This window comes from Shinella sp. H4-D48 (assembly GCF_022637395.1).
In the GTDB taxonomy this organism is placed as follows: Bacteria; Pseudomonadota; Alphaproteobacteria; order Rhizobiales; family Rhizobiaceae; genus Shinella; species Shinella sedimenti.
The window spans coordinates 945,729-959,329 of sequence record NZ_CP093337.1; the positions used below are offsets into that span (position 1 = coordinate 945,729).

The 13,601-nt window shown below is 64.4% G+C and carries 13 protein-coding genes; 8 read left to right on the plus strand and 5 right to left on the minus strand.

Annotated elements, in window-relative coordinates:
* Window positions 1-582: 582 nt before the first annotated feature.
* The 3 genes from MNR02_RS04500 to MNR02_RS04510 all read right to left on the minus strand — a co-directional run bounded on the left by MNR02_RS04500 (window position 583) and on the right by MNR02_RS04510 (window position 3,431).
* Window positions 583-1,476, minus strand: coding sequence for a LysR substrate-binding domain-containing protein (locus tag MNR02_RS04500; RefSeq protein WP_241948235.1), 894 nt, complete (start codon window positions 1,474-1,476; stop codon window positions 583-585).
* Window positions 1,477-1,752: 276 nt separating this feature from the next.
* Window positions 1,753-2,619, minus strand: coding sequence for a xanthine dehydrogenase accessory protein XdhC (gene xdhC, locus MNR02_RS04505; protein ID WP_241948236.1), 867 nt, complete (start codon window positions 2,617-2,619; stop codon window positions 1,753-1,755).
* Window positions 2,620-2,657: 38 nt separating this feature from the next.
* Window positions 2,658-3,431 carry a 3-hydroxybutyrate dehydrogenase gene (locus tag MNR02_RS04510; RefSeq protein ID WP_241597898.1) on the minus strand — a complete coding sequence of 258 codons (774 nt, stop codon included), beginning with the start codon at window positions 3,429-3,431 and terminating at the stop codon, window positions 2,658-2,660.
* Between the two features lie 194 nt (window positions 3,432-3,625).
* Here MNR02_RS04510 and glpK point away from each other — a divergent pair, with 194 nt between their 5' ends.
* A complete protein-coding gene (gene glpK / locus MNR02_RS04515) occupies window positions 3,626-5,119 on the plus strand; it encodes a glycerol kinase GlpK (RefSeq protein ID WP_241948237.1) in 1,494 nt (497 codons plus the stop codon).
* Window positions 5,120-5,127: 8 nt separating this feature from the next.
* On the opposite strand, the gene MNR02_RS04520 is transcribed toward glpK, so the two are convergent.
* On the minus strand, window positions 5,128-5,676 hold the full coding sequence (locus tag MNR02_RS04520; protein WP_241948238.1) for a GNAT family N-acetyltransferase: 549 nt from the start codon (window positions 5,674-5,676) through the stop codon (window positions 5,128-5,130).
* A gap of 137 nt (window positions 5,677-5,813) precedes the next feature.
* Between MNR02_RS04520 and MNR02_RS04525 the strand changes: the two genes are divergently transcribed.
* From MNR02_RS04525 to sbmA, 7 genes are all read left to right on the plus strand, one after another.
* Window positions 5,814-6,242, plus strand: coding sequence for a YkgJ family cysteine cluster protein (locus tag MNR02_RS04525; protein ID WP_241948239.1), 429 nt, complete (start codon window positions 5,814-5,816; stop codon window positions 6,240-6,242).
* A 75-nt stretch (window positions 6,243-6,317) separates the two neighbouring features.
* Window positions 6,318-6,692 carry a YciI family protein gene (locus tag MNR02_RS04530; RefSeq protein WP_134646892.1) on the plus strand — a complete coding sequence of 125 codons (375 nt, stop codon included), beginning with the start codon at window positions 6,318-6,320 and terminating at the stop codon, window positions 6,690-6,692.
* Window positions 6,689-7,960 (plus strand): RNA polymerase sigma factor, encoded by a 1,272-nt coding sequence (locus tag MNR02_RS04535; protein ID WP_241948240.1) that lies wholly within the window; start codon window positions 6,689-6,691, stop codon window positions 7,958-7,960. Before MNR02_RS04530 ends, MNR02_RS04535 begins: the two co-directional genes overlap by 4 nt.
* An 81-nt stretch (window positions 7,961-8,041) precedes the next feature.
* Window positions 8,042-9,103 carry an LLM class flavin-dependent oxidoreductase gene (locus MNR02_RS04540; protein ID WP_241948241.1) on the plus strand — a complete coding sequence of 354 codons (1,062 nt, stop codon included), beginning with the start codon at window positions 8,042-8,044 and terminating at the stop codon, window positions 9,101-9,103.
* 46 nt (window positions 9,104-9,149) lie between these two features.
* Window positions 9,150-9,902, plus strand: coding sequence for a type I methionyl aminopeptidase (gene map, locus MNR02_RS04545; protein WP_241597913.1), 753 nt, complete (start codon window positions 9,150-9,152; stop codon window positions 9,900-9,902).
* Between the two features lie 74 nt (window positions 9,903-9,976).
* A complete protein-coding gene (locus MNR02_RS04550) occupies window positions 9,977-11,167 on the plus strand; it encodes a YbfB/YjiJ family MFS transporter (RefSeq protein ID WP_241948242.1) in 1,191 nt (396 codons plus the stop codon).
* A 95-nt stretch (window positions 11,168-11,262) separates the two neighbouring features.
* Window positions 11,263-12,540, plus strand: coding sequence for a peptide antibiotic transporter SbmA (gene sbmA / locus MNR02_RS04555; RefSeq protein ID WP_241597925.1), 1,278 nt, complete (start codon window positions 11,263-11,265; stop codon window positions 12,538-12,540).
* An 18-nt stretch (window positions 12,541-12,558) separates the two neighbouring features.
* Here the strand turns inward: sbmA and MNR02_RS04560 are convergent, their stop codons facing one another.
* Window positions 12,559-13,569 carry a polysaccharide deacetylase gene (locus MNR02_RS04560; protein ID WP_371746707.1) on the minus strand — a complete coding sequence of 337 codons (1,011 nt, stop codon included), beginning with the start codon at window positions 13,567-13,569 and terminating at the stop codon, window positions 12,559-12,561.
* Window positions 13,570-13,601: the final 32 nt, after the last annotated feature.

Here is a 13,601-nt window from a genome sequence, read left to right on the forward strand (position 1 = left end):
TCCGGAGAACCGCGCGAAAGCGTTGCCTCTGGAAAGGGTGTGTGTGGTGGCTTCGCTTTCGCGCGGCCCAGGCGTTCTTCGGAGGCGGTCTTGTCCTCCTTCAGGCATGGCAGGGCTTCGCTGCGCAGTTTGTTGGCGCATATGCCTTTTCCGAAAACCGCGTTCCGCACTTTTCGGGGATATGCGCTGCCACTCTGCCTGCATGGCGGACCCAAACCGACCCCGTGACCCGGGGAAGGGGGAAGCCCCGCACGGCGAAGGGCGTCACCCCCTCGTCGCTCCAAACCTCTTTCGCCCCTGCCGCACGTTACGGCAGACAACGAAAGCGCCTCCTCCCGCCCGCATCGACACGTTACGCGATCCGTCCGGCGGCGGAAGGACGTTCAGGATAGGCGATGCGCGGAAGGCGAGGATGATTTGCGGATGAAAAGGGCGGCGAGGATTGGAAGAATTGGGTTTTTCCGGCGTCGATGTCCCCGCATTTCGCTGTTGTGGCGTCACAGTCCCCGCAAGCCTGGGGATGACGGCGGAAAGGTTGGGACAGTTGAGAGGGCGGGGCGGCGTGCGTGCAGGTGCCGTCCCTCACACCGCCTTGGGCAAGGCAGTGAGGATCCAGTCGTGGAAGGCCTTGATCTTGCGGATGTTGCGGCGGTTCTCGGGGTAGGCGAGCCAGTAGTCGCGGCCGTCGTTGCAGGTAAGCTCGAAGGGCTGGTAGAGCTGGCCGGCGGCGACTTCGGCGCGAAAATGGCCGGGATTAAGAATGGCGACGCCCTGGCCGGCCATGGCGACCTGTGCGTCGATGGTCTGGACGCCCAGCTCGTTGGCCGGAAAGCGTTCCAGGCCCGGATCATCGATGCCCGCGGCGGCAAACCAGGTGCGCCACCAGATGTCCAGCGGGCTGATGATGGGCAGTTTCAGGAGGTCGGCGGGCGCGCGGATGCCGCCGATCGTCTCGGCAAGTTTGGGGCTGAGCATCGGTGCGAAATCCATGCGCATGACGCGGTGGCAGGCAAGACCCGGCCAGTCACCCTTGCCCCAGCGGATCGAGACATCGGCCTCCTCGCGTGAGAAATCGATCAGGTCCTGCGATGTGGACAGCCGCACCGCGATGGCCGGATGCTTGAGCTGGAAATCGCCGAGCGTGCGGCTCAGCCACTGCGTGGCGAAGGTGGGCGTGGAATTGATATGCAGCTTTTCCTCGCTCGCGCCCTTCAGGTCGGCGATGGCTTCGGCGAGCTTGCCGAGACCTTCCGCCACCTTGGGCCGCAGACGCTCGCCGGCCTCGCTCAGCACGACCTGACGCGGCTGGCGCAGGAAGAGCGTTACGCCGAGCGTCTCCTCCAGAAGCTTGATCTGGTAGCTGACCGCCGTCTGGGTCATGCCGAGCTCGTCGCCGGCGCGGGTGAAGCTGCCGTGACGTGCGGCCGCCTCGAAGACGCGTAGCGCATTGAGCGGGACGTTCCGGGACATCTTCAAGGCCAAGTTCTCTTTATGGATGTAGATGAAGGTTCGATTGGAATTCCAACATTTTCCAGGGCATCGTGCAATCCATCACTGGAAATTTCGAGGCTTCATCATGTCCTACGCTGTTGATCGGGAGCCCGTCGGCGTCCTGCCGTTTCGTGAACTCACTTTCTGGCAAAGGCTGTCACACGGCATCTTCCGCCGGCAGCGGGCGGCTATATCGCGGCTCGACGTCACCGCGCTATCGGATCACCTGAAACGGGATCTCGGCTTTCTTGACGGGCGCTGTTAGAGCCCTGCCGGATCATTCGATACCGAAGCAATCCCGCTTCGGCTGGAAATGCCCTGGGTTTTCGCGGCGAAGGCGACGAGCAGTTCGGCGGCGGTCATGGCGGCGATAACCTCAGGCCGCTTGTCGTTCACGGCCGTTCCGCCAATCGGCAGGACGAGCCTGTCGGCCACGCTGCGCTCGATGCCTTCCTCATCCAGCGTGTGCAGGAAGCTGGCGCGCTTCGACTTCGAGCCGACCATGCCGATATAGGCAAGGTCGGTGCGGGCGAGCGCTTCGCGCGCGATCATGAAATCGAGCGCGTGATCATGCGTGACGATGACGACGGCCGAGCCCGGCGGAATGTCCGCGACCACCGATTCCGGCATGGCGTTCAGCCGATGATGCACCTCCGAGGTCATCTGGTCGAGTTCGGTCTCGCGCGTCTCCACGACGAAAACCTTGAGCGGCAGAGGCGTCAGCGCATCGGCCAGCGCGCGCCCGACATGGCCCGCGCCGAAGACCCAGACCTGCGGCTTGCGCCGCTCATCCTCGGCCAGCCGTGCATCCAGCGCGGCGCGGGCTGGCTCGTCCGCAAAGGTGAAGGTCAGCGTGACGCGGCCGCCGCAGCACTCGCCGATCTCGGGGCCAAGCTGGATCTCGAGCACCGGCTCGCCGCCGGCCTCGGCCAGCAGCTTGCGCGCGTTCTCGATGGCTTCGTATTCCAGCTGCCCGCCGCCGATGGTGCCGTGAATATCGGTCGGCGCCACCAGCATGAAGGCGCCGGCGTCGCGCGGGGCCGAGCCCTTGACGGCGGTGATATCGACGATGACGACGCGGTGTTCCCGGGCGAGAAAACCCTCCAGGCTGTCCTGCAGAAAATTCATTGTTGTCTTCTTGTTTGCTGCTTATCGGTTGTTTGTTCTTACTGGGCGGTCCAGCCGCCATCGACGGAGATGTGGGTGCCGTTGATGGACTTTGCCGCATCCGAGGCGAGGAAAAGCGCGATGGCCGCGACCTCGTCGGTGCCGACGAATTCCTTGGTGGGCTGGAATTTCAGCATGACATCCGATTTCACCTCGGCCTCGCTGATGCCGCGGGCCTTGGCCGTATCGGGGATCTGTTTTTCGACGAGGGGTGTGAGCACATAGCCGGGGCAGATGGTGTTGGCGGTGATGCGGTTTTCGGCAACTTCCAGCGCCACGGTCTTCGTGAGACCCATGACGCCGTGCTTGGCGGCGACATAGGCGGCCTTGAAGGGGGAGGCGACCAGGCCGTGCGCGGAGGCGATGTTGATGATGCGGCCCCAGCCCTTGCGCTTCATGTGCGGCACGGCATTGCGAATGGTGTGGAAGGAGCTGGAAAGATTGATCGCGATGATCTGGTCCCACTTCTCCACGGGAAAGTCCTCGATCTTCTCGACATGCTGGATGCCGGCATTGTTGACGAGGATATCGACGCCGTCGAACTGTTCGACCGCCGTCTGGATGAGGTCGGAAATCTCGTGCGGTTTGGTCATGTCGGCGGGGTGGTAGAGCACCTTGCCCTTGCCGAGCCCGTCGAGCTTCGCGCGGATCGCCTCGATCTCATCGGCCGCGCCGAAGCCGTTGATGACGACATTGGCGTTGTTTTCGGCAAAGGCGGTGGCGATGGCGAGACCGATGCCGCTGGTCGAGCCGGTGACGACGACGCTTTTCATGAGGGCAATCTCCAGTTCATGCTCTGATGTCGGCAGCCTACGCCCAAAATTCAAGCAATGACAATTGCGTTTTGCGCGCGGTACAGTCCCGCTGGAAGCGGAGCAAAGGTGCGTTTTATTTTCCTTTGACATTCGTTTTTGTATCGTATTGAAGATTCGAAGGGTCCTGGAGAGGCCCGCAACGGGAGGGCGGAATGAGCGGATATGTTCTCGCGATCGATCAGGGCACGACATCGAGCCGGGCGATCGTTTTCGACGGCAAGCAGAAGGTCGTCGGTTCGGGGCAGAAGGAATTCACGCAGATCTTTCCGCAGTCCGGCTGGGTGGAGCACGATCCGGAGGAGATCTGGGAAAGCGTCGTCTGGTCAGTCAAGGCGGCGCTGAAAAAGGCCGACGTCAAGGCCTCCGACATTTCCGCCATCGGCATCACCAACCAGCGCGAGACGGTCGTGGTGTGGGAGCGCGAGAGCGGCAAGGCGATCCACAATGCCATCGTCTGGCAGGACCGCCGCACGGCCTCCTATTGCGAGAAGCTGAAGCGGCAGGACCTTGAAAAGACCTTCACGAAGAAGACCGGCCTGCTGCTCGATCCCTATTTCTCGGGCACCAAACTGTCCTGGCTGCTCTCCAATGTGAAGGGCGCCCGCGCCCGCGCGGCCAAGGGCGACCTGTGCTTCGGCACCATCGATTCATTCCTGATCTGGCGGCTGACCGGCGGCACGGCCCATGTCACCGACGCCACCAATGCCAGCCGCACGCTGATGTACAACATCGCCGACAACAGCTGGGACGACGACCTCCTCGACATCCTGCGCGTGCCCACGGCCATGCTGCCCGAGGTGCTGGACTGCGCGGCGGATTTCGGCGTGACGGAGAAAAGCCTGTTCGGTGCGGAAATCCCGATCCTCGGCGTGGCCGGCGACCAGCAGGCTGCGACCATCGGCCAGGCCTGCTTCGAGCCGGGAATGATGAAATCTACCTATGGCACCGGCTGCTTTGCGCTGCTCAACACCGGCCCGGACATGGTGCGCTCGAAGAACCGGCTGCTGACCACCATCGCCTACCGGCTGGACGGCGAGACGACCTATGCGCTCGAGGGTTCGATCTTCATTGCGGGGGCGGCCGTGCAATGGTTGCGCGACGGGCTGAAGGTCATCAAGTCGGCCGCCGATACCGGCGATCTCGCGGCCAAGGCCGACCCGACGCAAAATGTCTATCTCGTGCCTGCCTTCACAGGGCTGGGCGCGCCGCACTGGGACCCGGAGGCGCGAGCGGCGATCTACGGCATGACGCGCAATACGGGGCCGGCGGAATTCGCCCGCGCCGCGCTTGAAGCCGTGTGCTACCAGACGCGCGACCTGCTCGACGCCATGCACAAGGACTGGAAGGCGAACGGCAAGGAAACGGTGCTGCGCGTCGATGGAGGCATGGTCGCCTCCGACTGGACGATGCAGCGCCTTGCCGACATTCTCGACGCGCCCGTCGACCGCCCGACCATTCTGGAGACGACGGCGCTGGGGGCCGCATGGCTTGCCGGCCAGCGCGCCGGCGTGTGGCCGGACCGCAAGGGCTTTGCCAAGTCCTGGGCGCGCGACACGCGCTTCGAGCCCAAAATGGATGAGAAGACCCGCGCGACGAAGATCAAGGGCTGGAAAGATGCGGTTCGCCGCACGCTGAGCGCCGGCTAGGATTTTGGTCACGGGGAGGGCGGTCTGGCGCCCTTCCAGTCCGCGCGGTTCAGCTCGTACCATACTTCGCCCTGTTCGCAGCCCGGGAAGATGTCCGGGCCGGTAACATCGACGGTGCGCGTGGGGCGCATGCCGAGCTTTTCCATGACGCGGCGCGAGGGATGGTTCACGGCCATCGTGCAGGCGACGATGGTATCGTAGCCGGCGTTCTCGAACCCCCAGTTCACAAGGGCTGCGGCACTTTCCGATGCAAAACCGTGGCCCCATTGCGCCTGTCGCAGGCGGTAGCCGAGTTCGGCCAGCCTTCCCGTTTCCGGCCAAAGGCAGATCCAGCCGACGAAGACCCGGCTGGCGGTGCGTCGGACGGTCCAGACATGGGGCTCGGTGCCGCGCGGCATGAGGAAGGTTGCATCCGGGTCGCTCTCCGCCTTTCCGACCGGGTGGCCGCCATTGAGGAAGCGCATGACTGCGGGATCGCTTTCGAGCGCGATGAAATCGGCGCGGTCGTCAGGCGTGCACGGGGTCAGTGTCAGTTGCTTGGTCTGCAACACCGTCATGCGTTCGGTCCTCCCTCTGGCGGTAACTAAGCCCGATTTCTCTGCTTTGCCAGCCCGGCGGCGGATGCGTGCAGAAAATCGGTGCATGACGGCGGGCGGAGCGGTATGGATCGGCCGGTTTGTCAATGGAGATCGCCATGCCGCAGGCCGAAGACCGGTGCGCGACGCCTTCGCCCGCCACCGTGCCGGGCCGGGCGTGCGGTGGATGCACGCTGTGTTGCCGGCTGCCCGATATCGACCTGTTCGACAAGCCGGCCAACGCCTGGTGCCGGCATTGTATTGCTGGCAAGGGCTGTTCGATCTACGAGGAGCGGCCGTCTGTCTGCCGGGATTTTCTCTGTCTGTGGATGACGGACGCTACGCTCGGCGCTGCCTGGGACCCGTCGCGTTCCCACATGATGATCTATCGGCAGGGGCCGCAGATCACCGTTCTGGTCGATCCCGATCACGCGGATATCTGGCGGCTGGAGCCGTATCACGCGCAGTTGCAGGCCTGGGCTGACCAGGGGGCGTCGACAGGCGGCTATGTCATCGTGTTCCAGCAGGACGACGTCTTCAAGATCTGATCCGGTGAAAATAATCCGGTGCGGCCTGTCGGCGGACGCGCTACGTCTACGTCTTCCAGCCAACGGGAGGTTTCCATGCTGTATGCCGTTCTCTGCTACGATTCCGAAAGTGAAGTCTGTGCCTGGTCGAAGGAGCAGGACGACAAGGTCATGGCCGATCTCGGCGCCGTCAACCAGCGTTATGCCGAGGCCGGCAAGCTGGGGCCTGTCGCCCGCCTGATGCCGACGACGGCGGCCGTGACGGTGCGCAAGGGCGCGACCGACGCCATCGTGATGGACGGGCCGTTTGCCGAGACGAAGGAACAGTTCCTCGGCTTCTTCGTGGTGCAGGCCGAGACGCTGGAGGAGGCGATCACCTTCGCGCGCGAGCTTTCCGCCGCCAATCCGGCGCACGGCACCTATGAAATCCGGCCGCTGCAATATTTCATGCCGGGAGTGCCCATCGCATGACGGACCCCGGCTGGATCGATCTTGCGCTCACATCGGCGCGGCCGCAGGCCATGGGCGCGCTTCTGCGCTATTTCCGTGACCTCGACCTCGCGCAGGAGGCCTTTCAGGAGGCCTGTCTCAGGGCGCTGAAGACCTGGCCGGAAAAGGGACCGCCGCGCGACCCCGCGGCCTGGCTGATCTTCGTGGGCCGCAACAGTGGTATCGACCAGGTGCGCAAGCGGGCAAAGACCCAGCCGCTGCCGCCCGAAGAGATGCTCTCCGACCTCGAGGACCGGGAGGCGGACATGGCCGACCGGCTGGACGGCGCGCATTACCGCGACGATATTCTGCGGCTGCTCTTTGTCTGCTGCCATCCCGAACTGCCGGCGACACAGCAGATCGCGCTGGCGCTGCGCATCGTTTCCGGGCTTTCCGTGCGCCAGATCGCGCGCGCGTTCCTCGTATCGGAAGCGGCGATGGAGCAGCGCATCACGCGGGCCAAAGCGCGGATCGGCGCGGCGGGCGTTGCCTTCGAGACGCCGGATGCGATGGCGCGCGCCGAACGCCTCGGCCGTGTCGCCGCGATGATCTATCTCGTCTTCAACGAGGGCTATTCGGCCGGCGCGCCGGAAAAGCTCGATACGCCGTTCTGCGCGGAGGCGATCCGGCTGGCGCGGTTGCTTTTGGTGCTGTTTCCGGCCGAACCGGAGATCATGGGGCTGACGGCGCTGCTGCTGCTCCAGCATGCGCGGCGCAAGGCGCGTTTCGACGGCGACGGCCAGATCGTGCTTCTGGAGGACCAGGACCGGGCGCTCTGGGACCGCGGCATGATCGACGAAGCACTGGTGCTTATCGACAAGGCGCTGCGCCATCGCGCGCCGGGGCCATTCCAGATCCAGGCGGCGATTGCCGCGCTGCATGCCCGCGCGCTGACTGCCGCGCAAACCGACTGGCTGGAGATAGATCTTCTCTACCAGACACTGGAGCGCCTCCAGCCGTCGCCGGTCGTGACGCTCAACCGGGCGGTGGCGGTGTCGAAGCGCGCGGGGCCGGAGGCCGCACTGGCGCTGGTGGAGCCGCTGGCGGATACGCTTTCGGGCTACTTCTACTTCCACGGCCTGCGCGGCGGGCTCCTGAAACAGCTCGGCCGCTATGCCGAGGCCCGCGACGCCTTCGGCAAGGCGATCGCACTTGCCACCTCTACCGCGGAAGCCGCGCATATCCGCCAGCATCTCGACAGCCTGCAGCGTGAGATGGCCGCAGGTGCCGTGCCTTCAAGCGCTCCGTAAACACACTGTTTCCCGAGCGGGGCTTTCAACCGGGGCGCGGACGCCATATTTCAGGGAAAATCCTCTGATCTGGAACCTCCCATGGAACTTGGCCTCTATACCTTCGCCGATGTCGATCCCAATGCCGCCGACAAGGGTCGGGATGGGGAGCGGCGGCTGAAAGAGCTGCTTGACGAGATCGAGCTTGCCGATCAGGTCGGCCTCGACGTGTTCGGACTTGGTGAACATCACCGTCCGGACTATGCGGCGTCTGCCCCCGCCGTCGTGTTGGCGGCGGCAGCGGCGCGCACGAAGACCATTCGGCTCTCAAGTGCGGTGACGGTGCTGTCGTCGGACGATCCGGTGCGGGTGTTTCAGCAGTTCTCGACTGTCGACCTCATCTCGGGTGGCCGGGCCGAAATCATGGCGGGGCGCGGCTCCTTCATCGAATCCTTCCCGCTGTTCGGCTATGCGCTCGACGATTACGACAAGCTCTTCGAGGAGAAGCTGGATCTGCTGCTCGCGCTCAACGAGAGCGAAAAGGTCTCGTGGAACGGCACCATGCGCGCGCCGCTGCCCGGGCTCGGTGTTTATCCCCGGCCGGTCCATGGCCGGCTGCCGATCTGGATTGCCGTCGGCGGCACGCCGCAATCGGTGGCGCGCGCGGGCGCCTATGGCCTGCCGCTGGCGCTCGCCATCATCGGCGGCACGCCGGCGCGCTATGCGCCGCTCTTCGATCTCTACCGCGAGGCTGCTCGCCGCGCGGGCCAGGACGCAGCGGGGCTGAAGACGAGCATCAACGTTCACGGTTTCATCGCTGACACCACGCAGGAGGCTGCCGACACGTTCTATGGCCCGCAGGCTGCGGTGATGAACCGCATCGGTGGCGAGCGCGGCTGGGGACCCACCAGCCGGGCGCAGTTCGACCAGTCGACCGGACCTGACGGCCATCTGTTCCTGGGCGACCCGGAGACGGTGGCGCGCAAGATCGTGGCGCATCAGCGGATTTTCCGCAACGATCGCTTTCTTTTGCAGATGGCAATCGGGCTGATGCCGCATGACCGGCTTCTTCGCGGGATCGAACTCTACGGCACGAAGGTCGCGCCGCTGGTGCGCGAGATGCTGGCCGAGGACAAGACGGCGGAGGCGCCCGCTCCCGCCTGACAGCGGCGCGCGGTTGTGTTAGGACGCCCCGCGAAAGAGAGATGCGATGACTCTAGAAAATGATGAAGACCTGGAGGGCCTGAAGGCCATCGGGCGAATCTGCGCCAATGTTCTGCAGCATATGTCGACGGCCGTCCGGCCGGGCATGACGACCGGCGAACTCGACCTGATCGGCCGGCGCATGCTGGAGGAGGCGGGTGCCACCTCCGCACCGGAGAGCTGCTACAAGTTTCCGGGCGCGACCTGCATCAGCATCAACGAGGAAGTTGCGCACGGCATTCCCGGCGAACGCGTGATCAGGAACGGCGATCTCATCAATATCGACGTCTCGGCGGTGCGGGACGGTTATTTTGCCGATACGGGCGCATCCTTCACCTTGGGCCGTTCGACGCCTGCCGTGGAGCGCCTTTGCCGTGACGGCAAGCGGGCGCTCTGGGTGGGGCTCAAGGAGGTCAAGACCGGAAAGCCTTTCGCGCAGGTGGGCAACGCCATCGGCGAATTCGCCCGAAAGAACCGTTACACGCTGATCGCCAATCTTGCGAGCCACGGCGTCGGCCGGTCGCTGCACGAGGAGCCCACGGAAATCGCGACCTGGCCAGACCCACAGGAAAAGCGCCGCATGACGGAAGGCCTGGTTTTCACGGTGGAGCCGTTCCTGTCGCTCGGCGCCAACTGGGCGGGCAGCGGCGACAAGGACGAGTGGACGCTCTACAGCGAGCCGAGCGCGCCGACCGTGCAGTTCGAGCACACGGTGGTGGCCACCCGCAACGGGCCGCTCGTCGTCACGCTGCCGGGCTGAGCCTTCAACGGCGCTGATCGACGGATCAATTTATCTCGTTTGTTCGCCTGGCGCCGCGGTGCCATGGTCGCGCCATGACGCAGTGCACAAATTTCCTGTCCCGCGAGCCGGTGCGGGCCGCGCTTTCCGGCGCGGTCGCGATGGCCGTTGCGATGGGCATCGGCCGGTTCTTCTACACACCCGTGCTGCCGGGCATGATGACGGGGCTTGGTCTTGATGCGGCCGAGGCCGGCGTGATTGCCGCGGCAAATTTCGCGGGCTACCTGCTGGGAGCACTGCTTGCCGCCCACGGCTGGGCCACCGGCCGGGAGAGGCCTCTGGCAATCGGTGCGCTCGCCGCCACTGTGCTGCTGCTGTTTGCCATGGCGCTGGCGTCCGATGTCGCGGTGCTCTCCGTCATTCGTTTCCTTGCAGGGCTCGCCAGCGCCTTCGCCATGATCTTCACCTCCGGCATCGTGCTTTCCATCGGCCTCAGCCACGGCGATCCGCGCGTGCAGCGGGCGCATTTTTCCGGCGTCGGCTGCGGCATCGCGGTTTCGGCGGTGCTCGTCTATGTCCTGTCGCTGGTTCCGCCCACGGCGATTTCGCCGTGGCGCATCGACTGGCTGGCCGGCGGGCTTCTGGGGGCTGTCGGCCTTGCAGCCGTGGCGCTTCTTCTGCCCCGTCCGGCCGCGCAGGCTGGCTCCCGACGCGAGCCGTCCATCAGATGGACGCGGCCACTGGTGGCGCTGACGGCGAGCTATGGCCTGTTCGGCATCGGCTATGTCGTCACCGCCACCTTCATCGTGGCCATCGCGCGCGCGGGCGCCCATGATCCGCTGCTGGAATGCCTCACCTGGCTCGTGACCGGCGCGGCTGCGGCAATCTCCCTTTTTGCATGGCGCCCTGTCGAGCGCCGTCTCGGCGTGGCAGCAACCTATCTGGCCGCGCTTCTTTTGGAAGCGGTCGGTGTCGCGGCGACCGTCGTGCTGCCGTTTCCGGCATCGGCCCTCATCGGCGGCGCGCTGCTCGGCTTCACCTTCATGATCGTGACGGCTTACGGCTTGCAGCTCGGCCGCAGACTGGCAAGCGACAGCCCGCGCCAGGTGCTGGCGCTGATGACGGCCGCCTTCGGGGTGGGGCAGATCGTCGGCCCGCTCGGCGCCGGCGTACTGGCCGCGCAGACCGGCAGCTATGTGCTGCCGAGCCTTGTCGCAGCCGGCATCTTATTGATCGCCGCGGTGACGGTCGTCGCCGGCGGAGCGCTTTCCATTAAATCTCCGTAATGCCGGCCCACGGTAATTGTTGCGGCGCGCAAACTCCTCTAGATTCAGCGTGAATTGGCGGTGCCGCTGCCGCTGAACGATCGAGAGTCTCGCCCTTGTTCCATTCCTTCTTCCCGCAGCCCAAGCTGTTCTTCTCGTCCTTCGTCGTCTGGTCGATCATCTGCATGGTGGTCTGGTATACGGTGGGGCCGCAAATGGGGGCGGCGATCGGCTTGCCGCCACTGGCGCCCGGTGAGGCCGCGCCGCTCGGCATCGCCTACTTCTTCTCTCCCGACAATCTCTGGTTCTACCTGTATTTCGCGATCTTCGTCGCGATCTTCGGTGGAGCCTGGAAGGTGATCGCGCGTGACCATCCCTGGACGAACTGGTCGATCTGGGGCACCGCGTTCCTCATCTTCATCGCCTATTTCACCGTGCAGGCCTATGTCGCCATCAACAACTGGCGCGGCCCGTTCTTCGACCTCTTCCAGAAAGGCCTGACCGGGCCCGGAAACGTCACCGCGACCGAACTGTGGGACATGCAGATCTACTTCCTGCAGATCGGTGCCGTCGCCGTCGTCATCAATGTCGTCACGGCCTTCTTCACCAACCACTACGTCTTCCGCTGGCGCACCGCGATGAATGACTATTACATGTCGCTCTGGCCGAAGCTGCGGCATATCGAAGGCGCCTCGCAGCGTGTGCAGGAAGACACGATGCGCTTCGCCAATATCGTCGAAGGCCTCGGCGTCGTCTTCATCAACTCCATCATGACGCTCGTCGTGTTCCTGCCGCTGCTCTTCAAGCTGTCCGAGCATATGGCGGATGTGCCGGTTCTCGGCGCCATTCCGCACTCGCTGTTCTGGCTGGCCATCGGCTGGTCAATCTTCGGCACGGCGCTGCTGGCGCTCGCCGGTATCAAGCTGCCGGGCCTGCAATTCCGCAACCAGCGCGTCGAGGCGGCCTATCGTAAGGAACTCGTCTATGGCGAGGACGACGCGGACCGGGCACAGCCCGTCACGGTGCGGGAGCTGTTCAACAATGTGCGCAAGAACTACTTCCGCATGTACTGGCACTATTGCTACTTCAACATCGCGCGCTTCGGCTACAACCAGCTCGACGGCAGCTTCCTCACCTTCATCCTGATTCCCACCGTTGCTGCGGGCAAGATCACGATGGGCCTGTGGCAGCAGATCAGCACGGCCTTTGGCCAGGTGACGGATTCCTTCCAGTACCTTGTCAGCTACTGGTCGACCATTATCGAGCTGCTTTCCATCTACAAGCGTCTGAAAGCCTTCGAAGCGGCGATCGATGACAAGCCGCTGCCGGAAATCGACCAGCGTTACCTGGAGCGGGAAGCTGCCGAAGGGGAGCTTGCGGCCAATCGACCGTAACGCTTCGACCTTAAACGATCAGAGGGCGGCTCCGGCCGCCCTTTTTTCCTTGGCGAGAATGTCCATTGCCTGGGCATAGCTGACACAGGCCACATCCTCCTTGCCGCAGGTCTCGGTCAGGAAACGGTTGAGGGCGCGCCAGTACGCGCCGGCATTCATCTCGACAAAATGGAAGCCGAGCTGGAGGGGAATGCGCGCGCCGTCATATTGTCCGGTGAAGGCCTCGCGGTAGGCTTTCAGCGTGCTGTCCTCGAAGGCCGCGCTCTTTTCGGGGTTCTCCTTGCCCTTGGAATGGCGGACATAGAGGTTGTAATCCATGGCGATGACAGGGCGCTGGGAGGCGCCTTCGGGAATGAGCGGCAGGCCGAAGCGGGCGATATCGCCGCTGGTGACCGGCATGGCCGGCCCCTTGGTGACGAGGCTCGCATCGTAGGTGAAGCCTTTCGCCTCCAGCGCCTTGACGAGGCCGGGGCCGGCGGAGAGGTAGGGTGCGCGGAAGCCCTTGATGTCCTCTTTCACGAAGCGTTGCCAGTCGGCGGGCTCGCGCTCGGGCGCCCCGGCATTGCGCCAGCCGTTCTTCAGCGCATCGGTGAAGAAGGTGAACTCTGCCGTCCAGTCCTTCTCGCTCCATTTGCCGCCGTCGAAATGGCCGCAGGCATGGCTGCCGATATCGTGGCCTTCCTGTTTCGCCATCCAGATTTCGCTGAGCCTGAGCAACGTATCCTGCCTGTCCGGCGAAAAGCCCACATTCGAGCGGCCGCGCTTTTCGTGCGGCGCCTGATAGGTTGCCCGGTCCTCCCTCGGGAAGAGGAAGGTGCAGGAGAGGAAGTAGGTGAAATGCGCGCCGGTGCGCTTGGCCATGGCGCGGCTCTTCTCCCAGAGCGCATTGTCATGCGCGCCGTCGAAGGAGACGATGACGAGCTGCTTGCGTTTGACCGTCTCGCCGGCCTTGTCCTCGGCAAGCGCCGGCACGGCGGCCACGGCTACGGAAAGGCAAAGAAGGACGAAACGAGACGAAAACAACGACAAGAGGACCACCCGCGACAATTTGCAAAGGGTCC

Bases quoted from the DNA above. Each gene is read 5' to 3' on its own strand.
- xdhC (WP_241948236.1), bottom strand. From the start codon at position 2,619: ATGAATTTTCTGCAGGACAGCCTGGAGGGTTTTCTCGCCCGGGAACAC.
- MNR02_RS04510 (WP_241597898.1), bottom strand. From the start codon at position 3,431: ATGAAAAGCGTCGTCGTCACCGGCTCGACCAGCGGCATCGGTCTCGCC.
- glpK (WP_241948237.1), top strand. From the start codon at position 3,626: ATGAGCGGATATGTTCTCGCGATCGATCAGGGCACGACATCGAGCCGG.
- MNR02_RS04520 (WP_241948238.1), bottom strand. From the start codon at position 5,676: ATGACGGTGTTGCAGACCAAGCAACTGACACTGACCCCGTGCACGCCT.
- MNR02_RS04525 (WP_241948239.1), top strand. From the start codon at position 5,814: ATGCCGCAGGCCGAAGACCGGTGCGCGACGCCTTCGCCCGCCACCGTG.
- MNR02_RS04530 (WP_134646892.1), top strand. From the start codon at position 6,318: ATGCTGTATGCCGTTCTCTGCTACGATTCCGAAAGTGAAGTCTGTGCC.
- MNR02_RS04535 (WP_241948240.1), top strand. From the start codon at position 6,689: ATGACGGACCCCGGCTGGATCGATCTTGCGCTCACATCGGCGCGGCCG.
- MNR02_RS04540 (WP_241948241.1), top strand. From the start codon at position 8,042: ATGGAACTTGGCCTCTATACCTTCGCCGATGTCGATCCCAATGCCGCC.
- map (WP_241597913.1), top strand. From the start codon at position 9,150: ATGACTCTAGAAAATGATGAAGACCTGGAGGGCCTGAAGGCCATCGGG.
- MNR02_RS04550 (WP_241948242.1), top strand. From the start codon at position 9,977: ATGACGCAGTGCACAAATTTCCTGTCCCGCGAGCCGGTGCGGGCCGCG.